This window comes from Ureibacillus sp. FSL K6-3587 (assembly GCF_038593165.1).
GTDB classification, from domain to species: Bacteria; Bacillota; Bacilli; order Bacillales_A; family Planococcaceae; genus Ureibacillus; species Ureibacillus suwonensis.
On sequence record NZ_CP151969.1, the window covers coordinates 1,752,448 to 1,776,947 of the forward strand.

Annotated in this window: 25 protein-coding genes; 13 read left to right on the forward strand and 12 right to left on the reverse strand. The window is 39.6% G+C overall.

Annotation, left to right across the window (positions count from 1 at the left end):
- Nucleotides 1–85: 85 nt before the first annotated feature.
- The 4 genes from NSS77_RS08620 to NSS77_RS08635 are packed head-to-tail and all read right to left on the reverse strand — an operon-like array spanning nt 86 to nt 2,505.
- Nucleotides 86–643: a ferric reductase-like transmembrane domain-containing protein gene (locus NSS77_RS08620; RefSeq protein ID WP_342468423.1), complete on the reverse strand. Its 558-nt coding sequence runs from the start codon at nt 641–643 to the stop codon at nt 86–88.
- Complete coding sequence (locus NSS77_RS08625) at nt 640–1,578, reverse strand: FAD:protein FMN transferase (protein ID WP_342468424.1); 939 nt, start codon at nt 1,576–1,578, stop codon at nt 640–642. The genes NSS77_RS08620 and NSS77_RS08625 overlap by 4 nt, the downstream gene beginning before the upstream one ends.
- The gene (locus tag NSS77_RS08630) at nt 1,550–1,813 is read right to left on the reverse strand and encodes a hypothetical protein (RefSeq protein WP_342468425.1); all 264 of its coding nucleotides are present in this window, start codon (nt 1,811–1,813) and stop codon (nt 1,550–1,552) included. Before NSS77_RS08630 ends, NSS77_RS08625 begins: the two co-directional genes overlap by 29 nt.
- Before the next feature lie 14 nt (nt 1,814–1,827).
- Nucleotides 1,828–2,505 (reverse strand): copper amine oxidase N-terminal domain-containing protein, encoded by a 678-nt coding sequence (locus NSS77_RS08635; RefSeq protein ID WP_342468426.1) that lies wholly within the window; start codon nt 2,503–2,505, stop codon nt 1,828–1,830.
- Between the two features lie 115 nt (nt 2,506–2,620).
- Between NSS77_RS08635 and NSS77_RS08640 the strand changes: the two genes are divergently transcribed.
- A complete protein-coding gene (locus tag NSS77_RS08640) occupies nt 2,621–2,773 on the forward strand; it encodes a hypothetical protein (protein ID WP_342468427.1) in 153 nt (50 codons plus the stop codon).
- A gap of 157 nt (nt 2,774–2,930) precedes the next feature.
- Here the strand turns inward: NSS77_RS08640 and NSS77_RS08645 are convergent, their stop codons facing one another.
- Entirely contained in the window at nt 2,931–3,614 is a 684-nt protein-coding gene (locus NSS77_RS08645) for a hypothetical protein (protein ID WP_342468428.1), read from the reverse strand.
- A gap of 205 nt (nt 3,615–3,819) precedes the next feature.
- Between NSS77_RS08645 and NSS77_RS08650 the strand changes: the two genes are divergently transcribed.
- The gene (locus tag NSS77_RS08650; protein WP_342468429.1) at nt 3,820–4,668 is read left to right on the forward strand and encodes an ADP-ribosylglycohydrolase family protein; all 849 of its coding nucleotides are present in this window, start codon (nt 3,820–3,822) and stop codon (nt 4,666–4,668) included.
- Between the two features lie 196 nt (nt 4,669–4,864).
- Nucleotides 4,865–5,911, forward strand: coding sequence for a site-2 protease family protein (locus NSS77_RS08655; protein ID WP_342468430.1), 1,047 nt, complete (start codon nt 4,865–4,867; stop codon nt 5,909–5,911).
- A 28-nt stretch (nt 5,912–5,939) separates the two neighbouring features.
- Here the strand turns inward: NSS77_RS08655 and NSS77_RS08660 are convergent, their stop codons facing one another.
- Nucleotides 5,940–6,566, reverse strand: a complete 627-nt coding sequence (locus tag NSS77_RS08660; RefSeq protein ID WP_342468431.1) for a LysE family translocator — start codon at nt 6,564–6,566, stop codon at nt 5,940–5,942.
- Between the two features lie 160 nt (nt 6,567–6,726).
- Here NSS77_RS08660 and NSS77_RS08665 point away from each other — a divergent pair, with 160 nt between their 5' ends.
- On the forward strand, nt 6,727–7,392 hold the full coding sequence (locus NSS77_RS08665; protein ID WP_342468432.1) for a hypothetical protein: 666 nt from the start codon (nt 6,727–6,729) through the stop codon (nt 7,390–7,392).
- A gap of 64 nt (nt 7,393–7,456) precedes the next feature.
- Here the strand turns inward: NSS77_RS08665 and NSS77_RS08670 are convergent, their stop codons facing one another.
- The 3 genes from NSS77_RS08670 to NSS77_RS08680 all read right to left on the reverse strand — a co-directional run bounded on the left by NSS77_RS08670 (nt 7,457) and on the right by NSS77_RS08680 (nt 11,198).
- The gene (locus NSS77_RS08670; RefSeq protein ID WP_342468433.1) at nt 7,457–9,103 is read right to left on the reverse strand and encodes an IS1182 family transposase; all 1,647 of its coding nucleotides are present in this window, start codon (nt 9,101–9,103) and stop codon (nt 7,457–7,459) included.
- A 211-nt stretch (nt 9,104–9,314) separates the two neighbouring features.
- Nucleotides 9,315–9,905: a PepSY domain-containing protein gene (locus NSS77_RS08675; protein ID WP_342468434.1), complete on the reverse strand. Its 591-nt coding sequence runs from the start codon at nt 9,903–9,905 to the stop codon at nt 9,315–9,317.
- Between the two features lie 459 nt (nt 9,906–10,364).
- Nucleotides 10,365–11,198, reverse strand: a complete 834-nt coding sequence (locus tag NSS77_RS08680) for a methyl-accepting chemotaxis protein (protein ID WP_342468435.1) — start codon at nt 11,196–11,198, stop codon at nt 10,365–10,367.
- A gap of 198 nt (nt 11,199–11,396) precedes the next feature.
- Between NSS77_RS08680 and NSS77_RS08685 the strand changes: the two genes are divergently transcribed.
- Both NSS77_RS08685 and NSS77_RS08690 read left to right on the forward strand, forming a co-directional pair.
- Nucleotides 11,397–12,143, forward strand: a complete 747-nt coding sequence (locus tag NSS77_RS08685; protein ID WP_342471239.1) for a glucose 1-dehydrogenase — start codon at nt 11,397–11,399, stop codon at nt 12,141–12,143.
- Nucleotides 12,144–12,196: 53 nt separating this feature from the next.
- Entirely contained in the window at nt 12,197–12,784 is a 588-nt protein-coding gene (locus NSS77_RS08690) for a TetR-like C-terminal domain-containing protein (RefSeq protein ID WP_342468436.1), read from the forward strand.
- A 321-nt stretch (nt 12,785–13,105) separates the two neighbouring features.
- Here the strand turns inward: NSS77_RS08690 and NSS77_RS08695 are convergent, their stop codons facing one another.
- On the reverse strand, nt 13,106–14,014 hold the full coding sequence (locus NSS77_RS08695) for a cation diffusion facilitator family transporter (RefSeq protein ID WP_342468437.1): 909 nt from the start codon (nt 14,012–14,014) through the stop codon (nt 13,106–13,108).
- Between the two features lie 225 nt (nt 14,015–14,239).
- Here NSS77_RS08695 and NSS77_RS08700 point away from each other — a divergent pair, with 225 nt between their 5' ends.
- Genes NSS77_RS08700 through NSS77_RS08715 form a run of 4 tightly spaced genes read left to right on the forward strand, consistent with a single transcriptional unit; the run spans nt 14,240 to nt 17,203 of the window.
- Nucleotides 14,240–15,361 carry a helix-turn-helix domain-containing protein gene (locus tag NSS77_RS08700; protein ID WP_342468438.1) on the forward strand — a complete coding sequence of 374 codons (1,122 nt, stop codon included), beginning with the start codon at nt 14,240–14,242 and terminating at the stop codon, nt 15,359–15,361.
- Nucleotides 15,361–15,546, forward strand: a complete 186-nt coding sequence (locus NSS77_RS08705; protein ID WP_342471240.1) for a PLD nuclease N-terminal domain-containing protein — start codon at nt 15,361–15,363, stop codon at nt 15,544–15,546. The genes NSS77_RS08700 and NSS77_RS08705 overlap by 1 nt, the downstream gene beginning before the upstream one ends.
- Nucleotides 15,543–16,427, forward strand: a complete 885-nt coding sequence (locus tag NSS77_RS08710; protein ID WP_342468439.1) for an ABC transporter ATP-binding protein — start codon at nt 15,543–15,545, stop codon at nt 16,425–16,427. The genes NSS77_RS08705 and NSS77_RS08710 overlap by 4 nt, the downstream gene beginning before the upstream one ends.
- Nucleotides 16,424–17,203: an ABC transporter permease subunit gene (locus tag NSS77_RS08715; RefSeq protein WP_342468440.1), complete on the forward strand. Its 780-nt coding sequence runs from the start codon at nt 16,424–16,426 to the stop codon at nt 17,201–17,203. The genes NSS77_RS08710 and NSS77_RS08715 overlap by 4 nt, the downstream gene beginning before the upstream one ends.
- Nucleotides 17,204–17,251: 48 nt before the next feature.
- On the opposite strand, the gene NSS77_RS08720 is transcribed toward NSS77_RS08715, so the two are convergent.
- Entirely contained in the window at nt 17,252–17,689 is a 438-nt protein-coding gene (locus NSS77_RS08720) for a hypothetical protein (protein WP_342468441.1), read from the reverse strand.
- A gap of 160 nt (nt 17,690–17,849) precedes the next feature.
- Here NSS77_RS08720 and NSS77_RS08725 point away from each other — a divergent pair, with 160 nt between their 5' ends.
- Nucleotides 17,850–18,722, forward strand: a complete 873-nt coding sequence (locus NSS77_RS08725; RefSeq protein WP_342468442.1) for a DNA/RNA non-specific endonuclease — start codon at nt 17,850–17,852, stop codon at nt 18,720–18,722.
- A 100-nt stretch (nt 18,723–18,822) separates the two neighbouring features.
- On the opposite strand, the gene NSS77_RS08730 is transcribed toward NSS77_RS08725, so the two are convergent.
- The gene (locus NSS77_RS08730) at nt 18,823–20,514 is read right to left on the reverse strand and encodes a methyl-accepting chemotaxis protein (RefSeq protein WP_342468443.1); all 1,692 of its coding nucleotides are present in this window, start codon (nt 20,512–20,514) and stop codon (nt 18,823–18,825) included.
- Between the two features lie 625 nt (nt 20,515–21,139).
- Between NSS77_RS08730 and NSS77_RS08735 the strand changes: the two genes are divergently transcribed.
- Both NSS77_RS08735 and NSS77_RS08740 read left to right on the forward strand, forming a co-directional pair.
- Nucleotides 21,140–23,134 carry a methyl-accepting chemotaxis protein gene (locus NSS77_RS08735; protein WP_342468444.1) on the forward strand — a complete coding sequence of 665 codons (1,995 nt, stop codon included), beginning with the start codon at nt 21,140–21,142 and terminating at the stop codon, nt 23,132–23,134.
- Nucleotides 23,135–23,393: 259 nt separating this feature from the next.
- Nucleotides 23,394–24,377: a tRNA-dihydrouridine synthase gene (locus NSS77_RS08740; protein WP_342468445.1), complete on the forward strand. Its 984-nt coding sequence runs from the start codon at nt 23,394–23,396 to the stop codon at nt 24,375–24,377.
- Nucleotides 24,378–24,500 lie beyond the last annotated feature (123 nt).

The following is a 24,500-nucleotide window of genomic DNA, read 5'->3' on the forward strand; positions in this document are numbered from 1 at the left end:
TAAAATCAAAAGGTTATCCGGGAAAGATTGGATCTTTCCCGGATAACCTTTTTAAGAGGGGTTTCAATACGGTATATTAAGGAGGTTAATTAGCACTTTTACTATGAACGGCTTTTAATTTGCCTTCAAAATATCGGATTATAAGCAATGTTGTAACGAAAACAATTCCTAAACAGTAGATAAAGATTGCCCAAACCTGGTCGGAATCGGTTCCGATGAAAATGCCATGGAGAATCATAAACACCCATGCAGGAATCACTAAGAAGTGAAGTTTTTTCCATAGTTTGAAACCGAGTTTTTTCATGAAGAAATCGGAAGTGGCCATGACGATTAAGAACAGATAGAAGGAGATTGTTCCGATTCCGGACAAGAACGGTTCATTTTCGGCAGCGAATGGAATGATTAATTCACTGATTTTATAAGGAACGTAATGATCCACCAATAGCAAGGTGCCATGGAACACAATGGTCAACATCCCAATCCATCCGCTGATTTTGTGCAGTTCCATCATAAGCTGTTTTTGATTTTTAAAAGAAGAAATCTTTTGCATCAGACCGGCCATGATGGAAAGGGTTAGTAGAAAATAGGCAAGAAAGCCGGATACACGTATGAGATTCCAGTTAGAAAACAGATCCAGTATCATCGGGTTTTATTCCCTCCCGTCTCAATTTTTCCATCAGATTTGACAAGGACATAACTGAACTTTTGGCTGATGTTGGATAAAACAGAGTCAACAGATGCGTCATTCGCCATAAAGCAAACTTTGGCGCCGACTTCCGCATCGATGCAATGGTCCATAACCACCGTTGCCTGGACAATTTCTGTATCTACAGGCATTCCATTTCTACCGTCCAATAAATGATGTTTTTTCACGTTTCCTTGGGTCCAGCTGCGGTACACAATATTGGATGTGGCAATTCCTCCATTTTGGATGGAGAAAGATCCAATGGTTTTTTCCTCGTCGAAAGGATGTTGGATTCCGATTTTCCACGTTTTCTCTCCGTTCGACCATATGGACATATCTCCGCCGCCGTCCACGATTCCATATTTGCTGCGAGTGTTATTTTGCAGCCATTTGGCAATGGATTCCACTGCATAACCTTTCGCAATTCCGCCCAAATCAATTTTTTGGTCTGTATGTTTGATGATTTGATAGTCGTCCATAAAAATGAGGGGTTCCGATTCGTTTTCATAATGTACATTCGTTGAATCATTGTTGGCCGTATTAAAAGGAAAGGATCGATTATATCCATGGTTCTCCAAAGGTATAAGCATATAAGGGGAAAATCGCCCCTCCGTTTTTTGCCGATATTCTTCCGCTTTTTTCAGAAGGTCGTACAGAATGGGTGAAACACGTACCGTTTCATTTTTTTTGGCTTCATTGAATTGCCAAAGTTCATTATTTTTGCGAAATCTTGAAAATTCCTGTTCGATATATTCAAGAAAGGAAATGACATAACTTTTCCATTCGGTTCCATCCCGATTTTCGATGGTAATGCGAAAATTTGTATTCATGATATTGAGTTGGATGGAATCCATTTCTCTGGCATTATGATCTTCTTGTTTTGTAGTAACCATAATCATCGGCACCTTGATATTGGTTTTGATTGAGCGTAAAGTTGCTCCAGTCCAGTTTAACCAGTTCTTTTTCACGTTCACTCATGGAATCATTGATCTCAATTTCCAGTGCAGCATCGTTAGGGTTCGTTGCTGATGAATGGACCGGCGTACCATTGATTTGGCCCAATACAAATGCAGAAAATGCAACACCTGTAATACCGACAATCCATTTCGCTTTATTGTTTGCTTTCATTTTTTCCCTACCCTTTAAAATTGTTGTAAGACAAATGTTTCGTTTGTTTCGTCCCATTCCACGCTATAACCAAAGGCATTGGCTATAACTGAAAGAGGAAGATAAACCGTTTTTTCATAACTGAAGGCTTTTGCAGGCATTGGTGTTTTGATCATATTTTCATAAGCGGTGTTTGTTCCGGCACGAACGATCAATTCTTCTTTGCCATTGGAAAGTTCAAGAATTCGGCTTTGTTCGTAATATTTCGATTTGATACCGAAAAGTTTTGCCATTTTTTCACCTGACACGAGCAATTGACCATTGGAAGGGAGAACAAGAAGAGTTTCTGTTTTTCCGTTCAATTTAAAGGGAACTTTTTTTGCTTCTTCAACTGGTAAATTGTTGCTGATCGTAATATTGGTATCTCTTGTCCAAACATTCCAGTAAGATGGTTGAACGGTATTTTGTTGGAAGTTTTTATAGTTTCCTTCCCGTTCATATTCTCCTTTCCATTTATAATCGTCGTCATCGTCATCATGGTCGTGTTTATCAAACTTTTCGAAGTAGTTGTTTTTATCGCTCTTTTCGTATTTCGGATAATAGTAGCGATCCCCCTTATAATGGTCATCCGCACTTGCAATGTTTACGACTGATTGAAAGGCAAAGAATAGAACAATAATGAAAATTCCATATTTCAATAATTTGTTTTTCATTTTCCTTTCCTCCTTTTGATTATCATTTTAGGAGCCATTTCTGAAAAAAAAATGAAAGAAAGGGGGAGGGGTAAAAAATTTTTTATTTTTTTGACCAAAAATAGGCAGCATCAGGATGAAAGAGGAACAATTCGTACGAAAGAGGGGGTTCACTTCAAAAAGAGTGGTATCCGCACCAAAGGAGGGGCTTTCCGCACTAAAAAGGGCGGTATTCACACCAAAAAAAGGTGGCATCCGCACCAAAGGAGAACCTATCTGCACTAATTAAGGCAGCATCCACACCAAAGGAGAACCTATCTGCACTAATTAAGGCAGCATCCACACCAATGAGGGAATCATCCGCACTAATGCAGCTCCCTTCTTCTCCGAAACATAATGTTATCTCAAGAAAAAAAGAGCGAATCTCCTCCTTCGCTCTTTTGTGACTAAAATGAATATGGACACCGGAAAAGAGAATAAAACTGCATGACGATCGCCGATGCAATCAAATCCGACAATATTTCAGTTTCAATTTCATCAAACACATCAATATCTGCTTGGAAATTTTGTTGAATCATCGTCACAGCTTCGTTTTTCGTCAATTCCAAATGGGTGTAAAACATTTCTTTCAGAATGTCCTTTGATAAATACGGATTGATCCTGCTCAAAAATAAAACAATTGCATCTGCATTTTCATACCATTCTTTCTCTTTGGCATTCACTGTGCCAGTATCCCCTTTTACCGCTGCTGTTACAAGCTCGGCGGCAATGACCAGGTGTTCTTTGATCAGTTGGGCATAGGCATCTGCAATCTGGTTGCCGTAAAAAGGTCTCAGACAATTGCCCAAATCGGTTGCGTTTTGCAAAAGACGTTTCTGAACAAACGGTAAATCGGGCAACTGAAACACAATACTGATGATGATCATCCGGGTCCAATTCACATGCTCCATCCATAGCAGCCGGTTCATCGCCATAAAATCGGACTCATTTTTACTTATACAACGGTGATCCGGATAGTATTGTTGCCGAGTTATGATGTGCCGCAGTGGTGCGGAGTATTGGGAAAATGGTTGCGGATAGGAGGCGCTGAGGGAGTAAGTGAAAGAACCGTTTGAGGTAAATGGGTTCATATTTGATCAATCCCTTCGAATCGTGAATCATCGGGCCCTTTTCTAGTTTACTCAAGAGCAGTGATGATGGTGAAAATCAACGGATTGTTTTCTCCATTAAATTGAGCTTTTTTCACACCAGCCTTTGTAAAAGGGATTATAATGAATGTAGAGTGTTGGTAACAGTTCTGATGAACATAATCAAAGGAGTGCGGAGTTAAGCCGAATGATTGGCGCAATTATTGGAGATATCGTTGGTTCACGATTTGAGTTTAATAATTATAGAAGAAAAGATTTCGATCTGTTCACGAAGGATTGCAAAGTGACGGATGACAGCATCATGACTCTCGCCGTCGCCAAATCCATTATGGAGGCAGAGAAAATCCTCAAACCTTCTTTTCACAGTACTCATCCCATTTATTACGCACAAGTGGAAAAAATGAGCGTCAAATATATGCAAGAAATTGGACGCAAATATCCGAATTGCGGTTACGGCGGAAGATTTAAGGAATGGGTTCACAGCGACAATCCCCGTCCTTATAACAGTTTTGGAAACGGCGCGGCCATGCGGGTAAGTCCGGTCGGATTTGCGGCGAAGACAGAACGGGAAGTTTCCCTGCTTTCTAAAGCTGTGACGCGGGTAACCCATAATCATCAAGAAGGAATCAAAGGTGCTGAAGCGGTGGCGGTCGCAATTTATATGGCACAACGCGGATGGTCAAAAGACGAAATCCAGAAAAAAATCGAAGGACAATATTATCCATTGGATTTTACAATTGATGAAATCCGGGATTCCTACAAAACGGATCTATCCTGCCAAGGAACCGTTCCGCAAGCCATTAAAGCCTTTCTTGAATCCACTTCCTTTGAAGACGCGGTACGGAATGCCATCTCCATCGGGGGAGACAGCGACACGATCGCTGCCATCACTGGGGCTATTGCAGAAAGCTATTATGGTGTACCAGCCGATTTGAAAGAAAAAGCCCTTACTTATTTGGATAATGAACTGCTTTCCATTTATCATGACTGGGAAGAGTATTATGAGGAACGAAAGAACAACAAGCAAATTTCGTGATTTTGATAGGGACTTCAGCTATTTGTCAGCTGAAGTTTTTTTATGCGCAAAGAGATAATCCATTAGTTGCAAGTCGGAAATGTGAGAGCAGAAATAAAGTTTTTGTGATAAAATAACATAAAAATTCCATTACAGGATTTTATAAACAGTGCATTGAATGCAGCAGGATGACGTACTATGTTGTGGAGGTAAAAACATGGAAGAATCAAAGAAGAAAACGACGGCGTGGGGAATCATCGGTGTCGGGGCACTTTTTTTGTTGGGCAAGTTGAAATGGATCCTGCCTATATTGAAATTCCTGAAAATAAAAACATTGATTAGCATGGCGATATATTTGGCAACTTACGCCGTTTTTTACGGATGGAAGTTTGCCTTGGCACTTGTATATCTGTTGTTTGTACATGAATCCGGGCATTTGGTTGCTGCCAAAAAATTAAAATTGCCGACAACTCCTGCTGTGTTCATTCCTTTTGTGGGGGCGTTCATCGGTATGAAAGAGCGGCCCAAAAATGCAAAGGATGAAGCCTTTTTGGCTTACATGGGGCCATTATTTGGACTGCTTGCCTTTTTGCCCGCCATCCCTTTGTATATTTGGACGAAAGAACCTTTTTGGGCATTTGTCATTGTGTTGGGTTCCATCATCAATCTCTTCAATCTCATTCCAATGACACCGCTGGATGGAGGACGGATTGTTTCGGGGATCAGTACTAAGTTGTGGGCAGTCGGCTTGGTTTTGCTTTTGGCTTATGCGATTTGGGCAGGAAGCTTTATAGGTTTTATGGTGCTAATCATGGGGATCATTGAGTGGCGGAGAATTCGGGAAGAGCAGAAGAATATTGAGTATGATCGAAATCGCGTAAAAGATTATCAAGAGATGTTAACTTCACTCAGAAATATAGCGGAAACGTCCACCTATGAACATTTGCAATATTTCGCCCAATCATTGAAACCGAATTTGCAGGTTGAGGAAAAATTGCAAAACACTTTGCATCTATTGGATGAAGAAGATGGAGAAATGACGGATGAGGAAAAAGAAAGAAAGAGGGAGCTGAAGAAACAGGAATTTCTTTCGGCTTTTGAGAAAGAAGTGGAGAGAATACATAACTATGTTGAGGAAACCGCTTCTTATTATCAAACAGATGGAAAAGTGAAGGCAGGTCTTTTCGTCATTTATATTGCACTGGCAATCGTATTAGGAGTTAGTAGTTATTTAAGTTATCCGTTACTTCCTCCTTTGGAATAGGGAGGCGGATTTGGAATGGCCGACAACTTTAATCGGCCTTTTCCAAAGCCAGCTTGATTCCAAATCCGATAATGATGGTGCCGGTGATTCCTTCAATCACATGTTTGGCTCGCGGTTTTCTCATCAAATCGTTCACCACATTGATGAAATAAACAAAAATCACCAGCCATAAAGCGGACAGTACAGTAAAAGTGAGCCCCATTATCAGAAAGGGCAAAAAGGTGTCATTGCCCCGCTCCACAAATTGAGGGAAAAAGGAGAGGAAAAAGAGAGCCACTTTTGGATTTAATAGATCTGTAAAAAATCCTTGTTTGAAACAGGATTTGTTTTCATTCGGTCTTTTGATGTCCACCGGAATGTTGGTTCCATCCTTTTTCACTAAAGACCATAAAATCTTGGCACCCAAGTAAATTAAGTAAACCGCACCAGCGTATTTAATGATGGAAAATAAAAGGGCGGATTTCACAATGATTGCCGATAATCCCAAAACAGCGGCAAACGTATGGCAAAGAAGGGCGCAAATTATGCCCAAAGATGTTTTCAGGCCGCCGATCCGCTGATTGATTAGCGTGTTTTTCGTTACAACAGCCGTATCAGGGCCGGGTAATATTATAAGAAAAATGCACATGAGGACAAATAAAAAGAAATTTTCCAATTCAAAACACCTTTCTAACGGAGTATAGGATGTAATTTATTATATATAAAGGTGAGAAAATTGGAGAAAAAATTTTTAATATTCCCTCATTTAAATTCGGGATTGTAAGAATCATCACAGAATGGGTGGTACAAATCATTTGGAAGCATGGAGACATAAAATGAGAGAGATGTTAAATAAAATTCGGGAACCGGAAGGAATTTCTTCATCGAAAAAAATAGGGTATACAACTTTATTCTGTATTTTAGGTATGATGATGGGGATTATTTCCAAAATATTGGATACTTCCGCAATTAATGAATTGCCTTATGTCCTTCAAGTCTTGGATTTGGGAAACTTTCTTTCCCGTTTGGGAGTTTGGCTTTTCTTCGGAGTGATGATATCGGTTTATAGTAAATCGCCGATGAGGGCTGCATTAAATGTGCTAATGTTTTTTGCAGGAATGGTGGGGAGTTATTATTATTACACTGTTGCAGTGGCCGGGTTTTTTCCAAAATCCTACATGATGATTTGGGTGGCACTGACAATCCTTTCGCCGGTTTTGGCCTTTGTTTGTTGGTATGCGAAAGGAAAAGGATTGGTGCCGATCATCCTTTCCTCCGCCATTTTTATGTTCATGACAAGCCAAACTTTTGTTTTTGTTTTCTGGTATTTTGATCTTACGCATCCATTGGAATTGCTGATTTGGATCGCCTCAATCCTTGTTTTATACCAATCACCCGGACAAATCGCTAAAGTGGTGATGATAGGAATGGTCCTTTTCATTATTGTAGGGAGCCAAGTGCCATTATATTATGGTTTGTCCGTTCTTCTTTTCTTGAACTGATAAAGGCTTATTAGGGAAGGTTCCCTTTTTGATGCCAAAAAATGAGGCTGGGACAAAACTAGCTTCAAAATAGGAAAAAGGAGAATTTGAGCCAACTCAAATTCTCCTTTTTCCATTTCTCTCCATTATTTTTGGTCAGTTGATCTTTGTTGGCCGTGTATTTCCGTAAATTCACGGCCATTAAGGCAATCCCCATTTCATTTTCCACCTTCGATTTTCCTCGGACGGAAAATCGAGTGAAACGCAAATTAGCCTTCAAGAATCCAAAAACTGGTTCTACGTCCATTTTACGTTGACGGAAAATAGAACCTGCTTTTTCTTCTGAAAGCTTCGCTCTTACATATTCTTTTTGTCGTTCCCATTTTTCATTCACCATGACCTTTCGGTGATTGCCTTCCTTTGCTTTTGTGCATGATGAACGAAATGGACATCCTGAACAGTTTTCACATTCATAGATTTTCAATTCTCGTTTAAAACCGGTCTTATCGGTACGTACAGAACGATAACGGAAGGTTACTCGCTGCTGATTCGGACAAATGTAGGTATCACTTTCTTCGTCGTACATCCAATTGTCTGGATGAAATGGGTTTTGTTTATATTTCTTCTTTTGTTCTTTCTCATACATGGTATATGGAATAAGTGCCTCACATTTTCGATTCGAAAGGATGTCCTCATAGTTCTGTTCACTACCATAACCAGCATCTGCGACAATATATTTTGGCAATGGAAAATAATGCTTCTCAATCTCATTCAAGAACGGAATCAATGTACGTGTATCGGTAGGATTTGGAAAAATGCCATAAGCCAGTGCGTATTGACCTTCTGTTGCGATTTGTACGTTGTATCCAGCCTTCAATTGACCGTTTTTCATATAGTCGTCTTTCATTCGCATGAACGTCGCATCTAAGTCTGTTTTGGAATAACTATTCCGTTCACCCAAGATTTCGAAGTCTTTTTGATACTTTTGTTTACGTAAAATCAAGTCAATCAACTGTTTGTACACTCGCTTCGGATATTTCCGTTCGCTTCTTAATGCTTTTCGTTCTGTGGCATCGGGCGATGCTTCTATCTTTTGGTCATATTCCGTAATCACTTCATCGACTTGTTGCACCATTTGAGCGAGTTCTTCTACGGACAATTCCCCATCACTTTCCCGCTCCATTTCAGGGATGATTTCCTTCTCTAACAGTTCGTTGTAGAGCTGATTGGATTTTTCAATTAAGCTTTTGTTGTATTTTTCAATGGATTTTTTCCACACAAAAGTAAATCGGTTGGCATTCGCTTCAATCTTTGTACCGTCAATGAAAATTGCTTCTTGATCAATTAATTTTTCTTCCACCAGTTGGCAACGGAATTGGACAAAACATTGACGAATTAATTCTTTTACTTCCGGATGCACACGAAAACGATTGATCGTCCGATAACTTGGTTCATAGCCTTGTGCCAACCACATCATCCGAATACTGTCCTTTAAAAGGGCTTCAATTTTCCGACCTGAAAAGACTGATTGGGAATAAGCACACAAAATAATTTTTAGCATCATGCGTGGATGATAAGCAGGACAACCTGTATTTCGAAGAAACGGCTGAAAGGCTTCATCGGGGATACTTTCAACTAAATGGTGAATGTGGAAGGCAATATCATTTTCTTGTAATTTTATTTCTAAATCTAGAGGCAAAACTAATTGATTCATGTTATAATATTTGAACATAAGGACACTTCCTTTGATAAAATTTTTTGGGGTAGATACTTAAATTTTATCAGAAGATGTCCTTAATTTTTATTAAAAAAATAGTAATAGCCCATGAAATTTCATTCCAACATTTCATGGGCTGTTTCCATTTTAGAGGAGGGTTTTGTCCCAGCCTCATTTTGGTTGGAGGGTTGACTTCTATCATTTATTGGAGGGTTGACTTCTATTATTAATCATCGATTTTTACTTCCAGAATATCTCCGTTGACGGCGTTGATTTTAATATCGATTTCTGTGTATTTTTGTTTGAATTCAATTTCATAAATTTGCATTCCATAGTCTGCGTCAAGGGACCAGCTTGTTGGGGCAAGCCCTTGCACTTCCGGCACTTGTAAAGCGATTGCGATGGCTTCACTTGGATCCATCACGCTTGAAAGATCCAATATTTCATCAGTATTTTTGTTTCTTTCAAATTCATTTGCATAGATTTCTTTTGTGGTTGCATCAATTTTTAGTTTGTATTCATTTCTTGAATCAAAACCATCGATATCGTAATATAAACCTCCCAATCCGGTTTCTAAATCAACAGATTCAATTTTTGCATCCGGGTAAGTTTGGTTAAAGATTTTCAAAGCCTCTGAAAATGAAACTTTTGGATTAACGATATCAACATTGTTGGCCTGATTTCCTGTTGAAAGATTTTGAATTGGATTTGAAGTGCCCGCTTGATTAAAGGAATCAACATTTTCGGTTGATGTATTTGCGCCGCATCCAGCTAATAAAAGTAATGTGCATCCTGTCAATGTCAATTTTTTTAACATATTTATCCGCTCCTTCTAATTGCCTGCATGATAATCCTTTTGCAAGCTTTCATTTTTTACTTTTTACTTCTACAAGAACATACCTGCCTGATTATCCCCTTTTTATCTCCTGTCTTCCGATCAAGTATGTTCACCTCTTTCCTTTCCGTTTCGATTTCTATAAAATGATCAGAAATATTTCACCGCCATCCAGCACTTCGAAACCAATATCATCTTTGTGATTATCAAGATACTACTGAATTCTGAAAATTGTATGAAAGAAGCGAAAAAGGATTAAGAAAATAAAAAAAACAACCGGAAGACGGGTCCCGGTTGTCGTTATGGCGTATGGTGAGGAATTGTTTCGGTGGATCATGAATCCCCATTTTATCTTGGGAATGATGCAAAAGGAATAAGAATTGGGGCTATATAAGCGGGCGGTAAAATCTCCTTTCCGATTTTGCCGCCTGAGTTTTGGTATTAATGATTCAATACTTCTTTCATATAGTCGACCAATTCTTTGCTGCGTTTTTCCAATAATTCAATTTCATTGAAAACTTCCTCCGTTATGGAAGCCTGTTCTTCGGAAGCAGCGGAAACTTCTTTTGTCCCATTATTTAATTGATCTAAGTTGTCCCGAATGGTATTTAATGACTTACTGATTGTTCCCAAAGCTTCTTTAGTATGCAGGGAAAGCTTCCGAATTTCTTCGGCCACTACACCGAATCCCCTTCCGGCTTCACCGGAGCGGGCTGCTTCGATAGCGGCATTTAACCCTAAAAGATTCGTTTGACTTGAAATGCCTTCAATCAATTTAACGACTTCTTCAATATGTTTCGATTGTTCAAAGGATTTGGATGCCTGTCCGCTGATATCAGTGCTTGTGGCAGTCAGTTCCTGGGATTTTGCGGAGAGCCGTTCCATATTTTTATGTAAAGTTTGAATGATTTTATTCATTTCTGCCAAGGCGTTGTCAATATTGGCTTCATGATCGAGAGGTTTTGAGTATGTAAGAATCCCGACAACTTCTTTTGTTTCAAAGTCGTGAATGGGCAAGATCTTTGAGGCTACGGGCATCCCAAAATATTCAGGCGGAAGGGTCATGGAAATTTTTTCACCTTTTAATACATTTTGAAAGGCATTATCGTCGTTGGAAAAAATGGAGTCCCCCACTTTCACATCTATATAGATTTTATCAGAGGGTGAAAAATAAATATATTTTTCCTTATCAGTGATTGCCAGAGCTGTGGAAGATCCCAGCGTTTCTTTGATCACAGGGGCAATGTTAATAAAAGCTTGCAAACTACGATTCAACTTTAAACATTCCTTTCATGGATTGTAATGTTTTGCCAGTATAGCGGTTATTTTTTATATCGACAACTTCCAATTTTTTTCGACCCTGTTTATTAATCAATTCTTATAAATTGATTTGAAATATATTATAAACTCTGTTATTTTATGGGTAAACTAATTTACATTTTGTAAATTAGTAATAATAATTAGGAGGTTTTTATAATGAGATTGAAAGACAAAGTTGCCATCATTACTGGCGCGGCAAGCGGCATGGGTGCTGCAGAAGCGAAATTGTTCGCCAAAGAAGGGGCGAAAGTTGTAGCAACTGACGTGAATGAGGAATTGCTGCAAAAAGTGGCCGAAGAAATCAAAGCGGAAGGCGGGGAAGTGTTGGCTATCAAACATAACGTGGCTTCCGAAGAAGAATGGAAATCAGTTGTTGCAAAAGCCGTTGAAACATTTGGAAAAGTGGATGTACTGGTGAACAATGCGGGCATTTCAACCGATAAAACGCTTGCAAATATGACGATGGAAGAATGGAACCGCGTGATGGATATCAACTTGAACGGCTGTGTGATGGGAATGAAATATACGATTCCTGAAATGCAAAAAGCGGGCGGAGGTTCAGTGGTCAACATTTCATCTATCGGCGGCATTGTCGGTATGGCCGGTTCAAGCCCATATACGGCGGCAAAAGGCGCATTGCGTGCATTATCAAAATCCGCTGCAGTGGAATACGCAAAAGATAAAATTCGTGTAAACTCTGTGCATCCAGGCATTATCGTGACGCCGATGACGGCACCGACAATGGAAGCGGCAATGCCATATTATAAAGCGTTCACACAACTTCCATATTTCGGAGAACCTGAAGATGTGGCTTATGGCGTACTATTCTTGGCTTCCGATGAATCACGTTTTATGACGGGTGCCGAATTAGTGATTGATGGCGGTTGGACAGCGTTGTAATTTGTTTTTTCATTGATATTTTCATGCTACTATACAAGTAGTAGGTGATATCAATGAAACTGGACCCAAGACAGGCAAAATCGAAAGAAAAATTACATAGCGCATATTTATCTTTGATGAAAGATGGAAACGTGCAACTCACGATTCAGCAAATATGCAAAGAGGCCGGTTTGACGAGGCCGACATTTTATAAACTTTACAACGATATCAATGAGCTCAGAAGGGATCTATTCAATCATCTGTTGTTGCAGTTGAAAGAAGCCTTGACAATTCAATCCCCGAAACCACTGAAAGAAATGCCGAAAGAAGAAATGCCAAGAAACTTATTTTTGCTTTTTGAGCATATCCAAAATCATCGCATTGCTTATGAAACTTTTTTAATTCATCAACCGGATGCGTTATTTATTCAGGGCATTTTGGATATATTAAAGAGATATGTGGAAGAAGGGATTCATTATACCGAAACCCGCCAATATTTGCTGAGTGAAAATGAGGAATTGATCATTTCGTATATTGCGGGCGCCTATTTGGAAAGCATCCGATGGTGGATTACCACCAATTACAAATGCACTCCAAATGAAATGGCAGCCACCCTTATCGAATTATCGATAAATGGTCCATACATAAAGCGATTTAATTAGATGGTTTGATTGGCTTATCATCCATTAGGTGTCAGGCCTTTCACAAAAAGAGGCTGGGACATAACTAATAAAGTGAACGAGCTGCAAAAAGATTTTTTGTAATAAATTGATTGGAGTGACGGGGCGAGTGCTCCTGTCGCGCACGCTTAGTCGCAAAGCAAAAGCTTTCCTGCGACGAGCCCTCTCGAGACCCCGCAGGAGCGAAGGATTGAGCTCCGAGGAGGCTCGAGCCGGGCCCGCGGAAAGCGTCCCCGGAACGGAAATCAATTTTCTTCAATTATCAAAAAAACACCATTTTCTCCCGGGAGAAAATGGTGTTTTTTATCTTTTGTCCCAGCCTCTCTGAAGATTGTTTCTTTTTTCAATTTGAATGGTCATATGATGCAATGAAAAATCATCGTGAAGCATCTTCTGGATTTTTCTTAATACAACTTGCTCATCCGCATCTTGTGAAACAATTACGTGGCATGTAAATGAAGGGTAGTCGGAAGTGATCATCCACAGATGCAAATCCGCCACTTCTTGCACTTCTTCAATCGTAAGCAATTTTTCTTTAATCATGAGGGTTGATAATTCCTTCGGTGCCGCTTCCATAAATATGTTGAATGATTCCCTCACCACCCGGAACCCACTGGTACTAATGACTATGGCCACAATCATGCTGGCAATGGGGTCCGCCAATTTCCATCCGAAAAGCAGGATTAAGATCGCAGCGGTAATCGCGCCAACAGATCCGAGCATATCCCCGAGCACATGGAGAAATGCGCTTCTCACATTTAGATTATCCTCATTTCCTTTGTTTAAAATAAGAGCAACCGCAATGTTTACCAATAAGCCAATCACCGCTACAATCAACATTCCCATGCTGGCGATTTCCGGCGGTTTCGTAATGCGGTGGATCGCTTCGATCACGATAATAATGGCGATACCAATCAATGTCATCCCGTTCAGGAGGGCGGCAAATATTTCAATTCTGCGGTATCCGTAAGTTTTTTTGCTGTTAGCCTCCTTTTGGCCAATGATGATGGCAAATAAACTGAAACCCAATGATAAAGAATCCGTCAACATATGTCCGGCATCGGACAGCAAAGCCAAACTGTTTGTGATCAGTCCCCCAACCACTTCGACAAGCATAAAACTGGTAATAAAAATAAAAGCCCATTTTAGAGCATTTTTATTTTTATTATCTTCGAGCTGACCGTGGTAATTAAGATGATTTGGATCCATCATAAATAACACTTCTTTCCATTCGTCTTTATTTTTTATCATAGCAAATAAAAGGTGGAAATAATTTGTATTTTTTAGGTAAAATCTCATCTTCATATTATAGTATGCCGCGCCCCTTTTTGGTAATCAAATCAACCTGCAGTTGATGAATGTTCAAAAACGTAACTATTATTTGATATAAATTCGTTCCCTTTTTCATTAAGATAAGAATAAAGGATGATGATAAATATGGATCATTTTCAATTTACAAAGATTTTTGCAAATCGTCGAAAAGAATTGAAGTTGACACAGGCACAAATCGCTGAATATATAGGGGTTTCAAGAGCGGCGGTTTCCAAATGGGAAAAGGGGCAAAGTTATCCCGACATTACACTGTTGCCCAAATTGGCGAAATTATTCCATCTCTCAATTGACGAATTATTGGGTTACAATTCCCAGATGACCAAAGATGAAATACGGCAAACCTACATCCGGCTTTCAAAGGAGTTTTCAAAACAGCCTTTTGAACTGGTTGAACAAGAAATTGAGGAACTATTGAAGGAATATTATTCCTGCTTGCCATTTGTTCTAAAAATGGCACAACTTTATTTAAATTACGCTCCCAAATCGCCTGATCGGCAAAGAACATTGAACAGAGTCATTCAACTTTGTTCCCAAGTAAAAATGTTCAGTAAAGACTTTTTGCTCATTAACGAAGCGACGATGATGGAGGCCGTTGCATTATTGCAATTGGGGAAACCGGAAGAGGTTTTGGAATTATTGGGAAATGATATAAATCATCCTGTGGAGGCCAACCAGCTCATTGCAACTGCCCATCAAATGATCGGAAATTCAAAGAAGGCTAAAGAAATCATCCAAGTCAGTTATTATCAAAATTTGGTGCAACTGGTTTCCTATGCAACGGAAAGCATGATGATGGAGATGGAAAACGGGGATTATGTGGAGGAAACGGTTCAAAAAATTCACCGGCTTATTCAGCTCTTTGATTTGGAAAGCCTTCATTTCAATACTTGTCTGATTTTCTACTATAAAGCTGCCGCAGTATTTGTTTTAAAGGGTCTCCAAGAACAAGCGATGGAGATGCTGCAATGTTACGCAAAGCTTTGTATAAAAATAAAATTTCCGATGAAGCTGCAAGGAAATTCTTATTTTTATTTAGTGACCGATTGGATAGAAAAAACATCCGTCATTGGCGGAGAAGCTCCGAGGGATGAACAATCCATTAAAAAGGATTTGGTGCTGACCATTTGGAACGATCCAATTTTTGCACCTCTGAAAGAAATCAACGAATTTAAAGCAATGATGCTTAATTTGGCATGTCATTTAAAGGTGGAGGAGGTTCTAAAATGATGGACATCAATTGGGCGTTAGTGGCCCCGCTGTTTGTAATTCAAGTTGTTTTGCTGATTGTTGCGCTGGTGGATTTAATCCGCATTGAGTCGACGAACGGGCCGAAGTGGCTATGGGCGTTGGTTATCATTTTTATTAATATCCTTGGACCAATTGTGTATTTTATTTTCGGGAGGAAATCATGATTACCGTTCAACATTTAACCAAAAGTTTTGGTACGCAAACTGTGGTATCGGATGTTTCGTTCACCCTTGAAAACGGTTCTTTTACGGCGCTGATTGGTCCAAATGGCGCCGGGAAAACAACCATATTGTCCATGCTCGCCGGCTTATTGAAACCAACCAAGGGAACCGTGAGCATGGAGGGGATCAAGGATATCCGGAAGGAAATCGGATTTTTGCCCCAATATCCGCAATTTTATCCATGGCTGACGGGTCTGGAATTCATTGAAATGACGGCAAAGTTGAGCGGGATTTCCGCAAAGGATGCCAAAAAAGAAGCGGAAAAAGTTTTGGAATTTGTCGGCCTTAAAGACGCCATCCGCAAAAAAACATCCCAATATTCCGGCGGTATGAAACAACGGCTTGGCATTGCCCAGGCAATTGTCCATAAACCGAAACTGCTGTTATTGGATGAACCTGTATCTTCCCTCGACCCGGTTGGAAGAAGGGAAATCATGAATCTGTTGAAACAATTGCAGCTTGATTCCACGATATTGTACTCAACCCATATTTTAAATGATGCGGAAGAAATGACCGATCAACTTCTTTTTTTGAAAAAGGGACAGGTTGTGGAAAAAGGTTCTTTAAACAAGATTCGGGAAAAATTTGATGTGCCCCGTATTCGAATTCAATTTGCGAAAGTTGAAGAAGCTACCGGTTACGCTTCTCAAACAAAATGGTCCACTGAGGTGGAAGGAACCGTTGTTTATATCCATATAAAAGATCATTTCCCCACAATGCAGCAAGTGATGGGGGAACTATCCAATTCCCCATTTACGGTATTAAAGATTGAACGGGAACTGTTGACCCTTGAAGAGATTTTCATGAAGGTGGTATCGCCATGAGGACATTCACCACACTATTTCAAAAAGAATTGCGGGAAAGTTGGCGCAGTTTCAAGTTTTTGTGGATGCCGCTCCTTTTTATATTTCTTGGCATCTCGGATCCTATCATGAATTATTATATGGAAGATATTTTAAATGCGGTGGGAAATTTACCGGAAGGATTCACCATGACATTTCCTGATTATACTCCTGCGGATATTTTGCTCGCTTCCACTGGCCAGTTTCAGTCGATCGGTCTTATTGTACTCGTGATACTTGCGGCGGGGATGATCAATCGGGAGAGGCAAAATGGAACGGCCCTTTTCTTATATGTGCGGCCCATTTCATTTACAGCTTTGTTTTTCAGCAAATGGGCGGCAATAAATTTGCTTGCCGTTTTCAGTGTTATTTTGGGTTATGGGGCGAGCATGTATTATACAGCCATTTTATATGGTACTGTGAAGCCCCTTCTTTTTATTCAAATGGTTGCAAGTTATTGTGTCTGGATTTTCTTTGCAACGACCATTGCCCTTATGTTCAGTGCCATGTTCAAAACAGCCCTTTCCATCACATTCACGGTGATCCTTTTGCCTATTGGCGTTCTTATCCAGTCATTGATAGGACAGTTTTGGAACGTTTCACCATGGAAATTGGCGGATTACAGTGTCCAATTATTAACCCAAAGCGAAAACGAATATTATTTGAAAACATTGGTGTTAACAATCGTTTTAACGGTCATCTTTATGATCATCGGTGTCCTATTCACCCGGAAAAATGCTTCGACAGTTAAAATCTAAAAAAGTTGGAAGACCTTTTTCATCATCGAGAAAAGGTCTTCCGCTTCATTAATAGCCCCAATCGATTACTTGCCATTTTCCTGTTTTACTGTTTCGCTTCAATATCCACATCCAATCCGTATAGGTTGAATCAGGATTAAATCCTTGATTGATGCTTGACGGGCCGGTTTTGAAATTGGAAAACAGGATGATTATATCTTCTTTTTTCAGGCTTTTTCTCACTTCATCACCGGAATTCACATAAACTTCAATTTCTTTTTCGTAGTCCTCTTCGGAATACCATAACTTTGTCAAATGGCATCCTTCGAAAGATTGGAACTGTTCTTTTACTGCTTCCATTGCCTCATGAATTTCTTCTTCGGTAAAGTGCCTCGATTTCTCCATTTCAATAACGGCATCTTTTGTTTCCCCATTTTTCGCGCACGCTGTTAAGACAAAGATAAGGCAAATGAATCCCAGAAAATACACCCACTTTTTTGCGTTCATATAGAATCCCCCAATTCAATTCATTTCTTAATAAGACAATATGAATCAAAAATGAGTTCCAAAAAATATGAATTCAACACTTTGAAAATAGTACAACCTGTTATATGCTAATATAATTGGATGGATGTAAAATCAAAAAATTACTATAAGGAGTTATAAAATGAAAAAGATATTAAACTCTTTCATTTTGACGATGGCCGCCATTATTATGATGGTTGGTTGCACAAGTATTGAACCGTCAACAAACGGCAGTGATCAAACAGTTGAACAATCCGCAACGAAGGAGAGATCCGCCGAAACCATTACCGAACGTTTTCCAGGATATAAACTGATAGAAGTGGATGGAGGGGATTTGTCCGGGCATCGCGAACCCAACGTGGTAGTGGATATTGGCTTTGGCGATCGGGAGTACTGGGCATTTACGAACGAATACGGGCAGCTTGTAAGGGTGATTGCCGATGAAATCATTTTGCAGGATGACCGCACAGAACCTGTCACATCATCCGGAAGATATTATGATGATGAAGCGAAAGTCCCTGGCGTCGAAAGACCGGATTTGGATGAAGGGCATGTCATTGCCGATTCTTTGGGAGGGGTATCCAATGCATATAACATTACACCGCAAAATAGCACACTGAACCGGCATGGCGATCAGGCCTATATGGAAGATGTGATTCGTAAAGCGGGGGGAGCAACGGATTTTGAAGCGATCATTACATATCCAAATACAACAACACAAATACCTTCCCATTACAAATACACTTACACGGTGAACGGGCATAAGGTTGTGGATGAATTTGATAATGTGGATCCCGATAAAGTAAACGAGTCGCTTGGATTGACCCGCAATAAAAATTCGAAATCAGCCGGTTCCAACAAAAAAGGGGATATTTCCGCGATCGATACAAACGGTGACGGCCAAGTATCCATAAAAGAAGCGAAAGCGGCAGGATTCAAGATGCCGATTACGAAGGATCATTGGCTCTACCCTTATATGCATGATGCGGATCAAGACGGTTTGGTAGGAGAATAATCTGCATTGACGATAAAAGATAACGGTTGTTTGTGCGGATCGGTTTGTAAACAGAAAAAGCTCTGCAATCCTGATTGGATTGCAGAGCTTTTGATTCTTATTAAGATAAAACTTTAAATTGACTTACTTCTTCCTGAAGCATTCGGGCGCCATCACTCAAAGATTTTGCAACATCATTGATCTCATTCAAGCTGGCTGTTTGTTCTTCGACAGAAGCATAAACCGTATTTGACTGTTCCGCCGCATGATTAGCCAAATTCGCCATCTCTGAAACGGAGGCGGCGACTTCTTCCGTGCTTGCCGAAATTTCTTCTGTGGAAGCGGAAATTTCTTCAATTTGAGATGACATGGTTGTAATGGCATCCAAAATATCGTTGAAGGCCACTTGGGCATCTTGCAAGTATTCCACACCTTGATCGACGTTTTGGACAGTTAGGTTCACACTGTTTTCCACTTCTTTTGTACCGGTTTGAATTTGTGAAGTAAGTTCAATAATTTTTTGAGCCGAGTTCTTAGATTCTTCTGCAAGTTTCCGGACCTCGTCTGCCACAACGGAAAATCCTTTTCCATGTTCACCCGCCCGTGCAGCTTCAATTGCAGCATTAAGGGCCAACAAGTTTGTTTGCTCCGTTATATTCGTTATTACATTGGTGATGTTTTCGATTTCCGCTGATTGGCTGCTTAAATGTCTTATTTTTTCTTTGGTTTCATAGGATGATTGTTGAATCACTTTCATTTGTTGTTCGACTGTTTTTATTGTTTTGCCGCCTTCTTCAGAAATGGAACGGGTATTGATTGTTTGTTCCAACAGGGTTTGAGCGGCTTCTGCGATTCTGCCGACTCCTTTTGCTGTATCGTCAGTTGCAGCCGCGCATTCCTGGCCGGTAGCCGCCGCTTTGGAGCCGTTATTTGCAAGAAGTTCCACTGAGTTTGCGACATCTTTTGAAGCGTGGGCGATTTCTTGAGTGCTGGCAGCCAATTGTTCGGCGGCCGCAGTCGTTTGGGAAACATTTGCCGATACGTTGCCGATTAAGTGGGCAAGGTTATTTTTCATTGTATTAAAGGCTTGTGCCAAATCATTTATTTCATCTTTTGTTTTCACGGATACATCTTCTTCGCGAAGATCCCCGGTAGCCATCACTTGAGCTGCTTTTGTCAATTTATTTAAAGGAGCAGAAATATTTCTTACAATAATGATGGTTAATAGAATCGAAACGATTGCCGATAAAGCCGCAATCACTATTTGAATGATTATGCTTCTCTCCGCATGGGATGTAGTGTCCACTTTTGTTGTATTCATTTGTTCTGTTTGAAAATCAATGATGGTATTGATTGCATCCTGAATCGCTACATTCGCCGGCACCGCATTATTAAAAAGCACATTATAAGCTTCGTCCAACTGTTTTTTATCGACATAGTCAATCACTTGATCGACATATTCACTGTATAATTGTTGCTGTTCTTTGACGATTTTGAATTGCTCGATCATGGAAGCATCCCGGAATAAAGATTCGATTTTTTCGACCGTTTCAGCAACAATTTTCCTTTGTTCATACAATTTTTCCAAGTCTTCATCGCTCTGGCGCAATACATAAGATCTGAGATACAAACCTTGCAGAGAAGAAGCGTTTTGAATTTTCCCGACTTCAACGACCTTATGCACTCGATCGTCAATTAAGTAAGAATAATCGTCATTCACTTTTGAAATTTGGATGGAAGAATAAGTTGCAAGAACGATTAAAATGAAGATAATTGTACCGAAGCTTGCAAGTAACTTGTTTTTGATTGACATATTTGCTCACTCACTCCGTTAATTTTTTGATATTTTATAATGAAAAAAATTGTAAAACAAAAATAAATAATAAAACAAAAGAATAAATATGGGTATTTTAACCCTATAATATAAAACCGTATAATTATTTTAATGGTATAAAAAAAGTCTAAGTTTATTGCAATTATAATTTCGACAGAATGAAATAGAATTTAATAGGAAAATTGATTTTTACCGTTTTTTCATAACTAATAAAGTAAATTCCGGTATAAGTAAGCCAAAATGATCCGTTATTGATGACTATAAGAAATCAGGCCAGGTAATCCTACACACAGATCCCCTGATTTTGAGCCGATTGAAATATGAAATTAAACAAGTAAACGGCGATTCAATCAGAAGAATCGCCGTTTTTTGTTGAAAAACATTTTGAATCAATTAAAACTATTTCAATCTAATTTAGAAATGACTTTTTATACGGTTGCATCTATGATTTCGTAATCATAAAAATTTTTCATTTATAAAGATTTTTCTTAAGTTTTACAAAATATAAACTATAAAAAAACATATTTAAAAAATAAAAGTTTTATCGATAAAAAAATAGGCTCCGTTTGACAACAATGGTTGATCATTAGAGGAAGGTGGAGAAATGAAAAATACCTCAACAAAAATACATAAATTCAGTATTCGTAATTTCCATGTGAAAATACTTGTCTTTATGACCTTAATCTTGATTATTTCTTCTATGTTAATTGGAGTAATTTCTTATCAGTCTGCAAAGAAAAAATTGGAATCACAAATATTGGATGATATTTCGGATAATGTATCGATGATGAATATCGTCATTAACGATGTGATTGATCCTAAAATAACGGACATTCATGTACTCACAAATCAAATGAAAACATCCAAGTTCCAAGAGACGGATCAACTGGAAATACGGAAATGGCTGGATTTTTATCAGGAATCGCATCCGGAAGTTGCCGGTGTTTATTTAGGAAACGAAGATGGGAAGTTTGTAAAGGAGCCGGCGGAGTTGGGGGTTCCGGAAGGATACGATCCCAGAAAAAGAGATTGGTATAAACAGGCGATGGAGCAAAAAGGCGAAGTGATTATTTCCGAACCCTATGTTGCGGCAAGTACAGGAGAAATGGTAATCACCATTTCAAAAACAGTCAACGATGGTAAAGGCGTAGTGGGCATTGATATCAATCTGAATAAATTGCAAGAAGTAGTCAAAGATATACATATTGGCAAAGAAGGCTATGGTTTTGTTATAGACGATAACAACAAATATATTGCCCATCCCAATGCTGAGTTGGGAAGTGAAGCGAAAGGATCGGTTTTTGAAAAACTGCATGAAAAAGAGAGGGGTCAGTTAAACGAACAATTAAACGGAAAATCCGTCGCAATAGTGTATGTGACGAATGAACTGACCAAATGGAAAATCGGCGGGTTGATCGACAAAAAGGAGATAGATGAAGCTAACGCGTCCATTCTGTACACCTCTTTGATGGTGGGGATCTTTGCGATCATTTGTGGAACGATTGCGGTGGTCTTCATCATTTCGTCTGTGAGCAAACCGATTAAACAAATCGTTGAATTATCGGCAAAAGTCAGCAAAGGGGATTTGACCCAATATGCGGCAATACGGTCCAATGACATTATCGCCAAATTGGGAAATGCTTTTAATGAAATGATTGATGGTTTACGTACACTCACCAACCGAATTGATGAAACAGCTGAAAATGTCGCCGCTACGGCAGAACAGCTGTCTGCAAGTTCCGAAGAAACAAGCGCCGCGACAGAACAAGTGGCCAACTCCATTCAAGAGGTATCAAGAAACGCAGAGGTGCAAACCAATACGGTTGAGAAAGTATCCCAAATTTTTAAAGAAGTTTCACGTGGCGTAACATACATTGCGGAGCGTTCATCAAAAGTAACGGATCTTTCCCATCAATCCGTTGCAGAGGCGGATGAAGGCGGAAAAGCGATGTCTAAAACAGTGGAACAGATGAAATTTATTCATTCATCTGTCAGTGAATCACAAGATATCATCCAATCTTTATATGAAAGTTCCAAGGAAGTGAATGAAATCTTAAAAGTGATTACCGATATTGCGGATCAAACGAATCTTCTTGCGTTGAACGCAGCCATTGAAGCGGCCCGTGCAGGCGAACATGGCAAAGGTTTTGCGGTTGTTGCCGATGAGGTAAGAAATCTTGCTGAACAGACACAAAATTCGGCGAAGGAAATTCATGCGATTATCGAAAAAATTCAAGCGGATACGGAAAATACAGTGAAGACGATGGAACGGATTACGACAGATGTAAAAGACGGAGTGGTGATTACTGAAGAAGCCATTGGGAAATTCAATCGGATTCTACAAACAACGAAGGAAATTTCACCGCAAATGGAGGAAGTTTCTACAGCCGTTTCGGAGATGTCCAGTGCCATTCGAAATGTTGGTCTGGAGATGGAAGGAATTGTGGAAGTGGCACAAGAAAATACCGCCGCTTCCCAAGAAGTGGCTGCATCTGTGGAAGAACAATTGGCGGCAATGCAGGAAATTTCCGCTTCTGCCCAATCGCTTTCTTCCATGGCCGAAGATTTGAAATCAGCCATTTCAAATTTCAAATATTAAAAGGAATGGGAGCTTCTCTGGGGAATAACCCCCGAGAAGCTCTTTTCATGCCATTTTAGACACTGGCAGCTTTCTTCAGTTTGTTGAAATCCGGACGAAGTCTTTTTCATTATTGGTTGATTTATATTATATTAATTAACGGAGAATATAGAATATCCATACTTTTACGTTTGATAACAAGCAAGAAATCATGTTATAAGAATATGTAAATAATCGAGACTGTTTCAAGATTATCATCATGAGAGGAATTGAGGTTTGAATGAAAGAGAATTTTTGGTTGAATTTGCCTCGACCATTTTTTGTATTGGCCCCAATGGAAGATGTAACAGATGTGGTATTCCGCCATGTGATTAGCAAAGCGGGCAGACCGGATGTATTTTTCACCGAATTTACAAATACGGACAGTTATTGTCATCCGGATGGCCGGAAAAGCGTACGGGGACGTTTATTATTTACAGAAGATGAGCAGCCGATTGTGGCGCATATTTGGGGAGACAAGCCGGAATATTTCCGCCAGATGAGTATTGGCATGACTGAAGAAGGATTTAAAGGGATCGATATTAACATGGGCTGCCCGGTGCCGAATGTTGCATCACGGGGAAAAGGCAGCGGACTTATTTTACGGCCGGACGTGGCAAGTGAATTGATCCAGGCGGCCAAAGAGGGCGGGCTTCCTGTGAGTGTGAAGACACGGTTGGGTTATACAAGCATCAGCGAATGGGAAGAGTGGCTCACTCACATTCTCAAACAAAAGATTGCCAACCTTTCCATTCATCTGCGGACAAGAAAGGAAATGAGCCAAGTACCTGCCCATTGGGAACTTATTCCGGAAATTAAGAAACTTCGGGATCGTATTGCGCCTGAAACGGTTTTGACAATCAATGGCGACATTCCTGACCGTCAAACGGGACTTGAACTTGCAGAACGATATGGTGTGGACGGAATTATGATCGGAAGGGGCGTATTTAAAAATCCTTTTGCCTTTGAAAAAGAGCCGAAAGAGCATACCGTTCAGGAATATTTAGATTTATTGAGATATCATTTAGATTTGCATGACAAGTTTATCGAAGAAATACCACGTTCCATTACGGCGCTTCATCGCTTCTTCAAAATCTATGTAAAAGGCTTCCGTGGGGCAAGTGAGTTGAGAAACCGCTTGATGAATACAAAATCTACGGAGGAAGTAAGAGCGTTGCTGGAAGAAATGGAGCAGCGGATTGATTTATCGGCTTATGTAAAATAAAGCACCTGTCCAAAGACCATCCAATATGAGATGGTCTTTTTTCAATGGAGAAAAAATATATAACAAATGGTCATCGTAACTGTAATTTTGGATTTTTCAGAAATTTCTATGTATGATTGAATT

Excerpts from the sequence above, each read along its gene's own strand:
- NSS77_RS08730 (WP_342468443.1), bottom strand. The coding sequence starts at position 20,514 with ATGTCAATCAAAAACAAGTTACTTGCAAGCTTCGGTACAATTATCTTC.
- NSS77_RS08700 (WP_342468438.1), top strand. The coding sequence starts at position 14,240 with ATGGATCATTTTCAATTTACAAAGATTTTTGCAAATCGTCGAAAAGAA.
- NSS77_RS08625 (WP_342468424.1), bottom strand. The coding sequence starts at position 1,578 with ATGGTTACTACAAAACAAGAAGATCATAATGCCAGAGAAATGGATTCC.
- NSS77_RS08630 (WP_342468425.1), bottom strand. The coding sequence starts at position 1,813 with ATGAAAGCAAACAATAAAGCGAAATGGATTGTCGGTATTACAGGTGTT.
- NSS77_RS08720 (WP_342468441.1), bottom strand. The coding sequence starts at position 17,689 with ATGAACGCAAAAAAGTGGGTGTATTTTCTGGGATTCATTTGCCTTATC.
- NSS77_RS08725 (WP_342468442.1), top strand. The coding sequence starts at position 17,850 with ATGAAAAAGATATTAAACTCTTTCATTTTGACGATGGCCGCCATTATT.
- NSS77_RS08650 (WP_342468429.1), top strand. The coding sequence starts at position 3,820 with ATGATTGGCGCAATTATTGGAGATATCGTTGGTTCACGATTTGAGTTT.
- NSS77_RS08640 (WP_342468427.1), top strand. The coding sequence starts at position 2,621 with ATGAAAGAGGAACAATTCGTACGAAAGAGGGGGTTCACTTCAAAAAGA.
- NSS77_RS08670 (WP_342468433.1), bottom strand. The coding sequence starts at position 9,103 with ATGTTCAAATATTATAACATGAATCAATTAGTTTTGCCTCTAGATTTA.
- NSS77_RS08620 (WP_342468423.1), bottom strand. The coding sequence starts at position 643 with ATGATACTGGATCTGTTTTCTAACTGGAATCTCATACGTGTATCCGGC.
- NSS77_RS08735 (WP_342468444.1), top strand. The coding sequence starts at position 21,140 with ATGAAAAATACCTCAACAAAAATACATAAATTCAGTATTCGTAATTTC.
- NSS77_RS08665 (WP_342468432.1), top strand. The coding sequence starts at position 6,727 with ATGAGAGAGATGTTAAATAAAATTCGGGAACCGGAAGGAATTTCTTCA.
- NSS77_RS08645 (WP_342468428.1), bottom strand. The coding sequence starts at position 3,614 with ATGAACCCATTTACCTCAAACGGTTCTTTCACTTACTCCCTCAGCGCC.
- NSS77_RS08740 (WP_342468445.1), top strand. The coding sequence starts at position 23,394 with ATGAAAGAGAATTTTTGGTTGAATTTGCCTCGACCATTTTTTGTATTG.
- NSS77_RS08705 (WP_342471240.1), top strand. The coding sequence starts at position 15,361 with ATGGACATCAATTGGGCGTTAGTGGCCCCGCTGTTTGTAATTCAAGTT.
- NSS77_RS08655 (WP_342468430.1), top strand. The coding sequence starts at position 4,865 with ATGGAAGAATCAAAGAAGAAAACGACGGCGTGGGGAATCATCGGTGTC.
- NSS77_RS08675 (WP_342468434.1), bottom strand. The coding sequence starts at position 9,905 with ATGTTAAAAAAATTGACATTGACAGGATGCACATTACTTTTATTAGCT.
- NSS77_RS08710 (WP_342468439.1), top strand. The coding sequence starts at position 15,543 with ATGATTACCGTTCAACATTTAACCAAAAGTTTTGGTACGCAAACTGTG.
- NSS77_RS08635 (WP_342468426.1), bottom strand. The coding sequence starts at position 2,505 with ATGAAAAACAAATTATTGAAATATGGAATTTTCATTATTGTTCTATTC.
- NSS77_RS08695 (WP_342468437.1), bottom strand. The coding sequence starts at position 14,014 with ATGATGGATCCAAATCATCTTAATTACCACGGTCAGCTCGAAGATAAT.
- NSS77_RS08715 (WP_342468440.1), top strand. The coding sequence starts at position 16,424 with ATGAGGACATTCACCACACTATTTCAAAAAGAATTGCGGGAAAGTTGG.
- NSS77_RS08690 (WP_342468436.1), top strand. The coding sequence starts at position 12,197 with ATGAAACTGGACCCAAGACAGGCAAAATCGAAAGAAAAATTACATAGC.